The sequence below is a fragment of the Pokkaliibacter plantistimulans genome (assembly GCF_003194385.1).
GTDB lineage: Bacteria > Pseudomonadota > Gammaproteobacteria > Pseudomonadales > Balneatricaceae > Pokkaliibacter > Pokkaliibacter plantistimulans.
The window spans coordinates 1-572 of record NZ_LAPT01000207.1 but is presented as its reverse complement, the minus strand read 5'-3'; the positions used below and the strand labels follow the sequence as shown (position 1 = coordinate 572).

The following is a 572-nucleotide window of genomic DNA, read 5'->3' as shown; positions in this document are numbered from 1 at the left end:
GCTTTTAAGCCCAGATAACTGGCCTGAATATGTTAATGAGAGAATCGGTATTCCTCATGTGTGGCATGTTTTCGTCTTTGCTCTTGCATTTTCGCTAGCAATTAATGTGCATCGATTATCAGCTATTGCCAGCGCCAGATATAAGCGATTTAAGCTAAGAAAACGCATTAAGATGCAAAACGATAAAGTGCGATCAGTAATTCAAAACCTTACAGAAGAGCAATCTATGGTTTTGTGCGCAGCCCTTAATGAAGGCAGGAAGTATGTGGTTACATCAAAACAATTCCCATACATTAGTGAGTTGATTGAGCTTGGTGTGTTGAACAAAACTTTTTCCCGATGGAATGGAAAGCATATATTATTCCCTATTGAGGATATTTACTGGACTGAATTAGTTGCCAGCTATGATCCATATAATATTGAGATAAAGCCAAGGCCAATATCTAAGTAACTAGATAAGAGGAATCGATTTTCCCTTAATTTTCTGGCGTCCACTGCATGTTATGCCGCGTTCGCCAGGCTTGCTGTACCATGTGCGCTGATTCTTGCGCTCAATACGTTGCAGGTTGCTT

Annotated in this window: 1 protein-coding gene; it reads left to right on the top strand. The window is 40.2% G+C overall.

The window, feature by feature from the left end:
- Nucleotides 1-451: super-infection exclusion protein B (locus WH50_RS25920; RefSeq protein ID WP_110190381.1), on the top strand; the 451-nt coding region annotated here is incomplete at its 5' end.
- Between the last annotated feature and the right edge of the window lie 121 nt (nucleotides 452-572).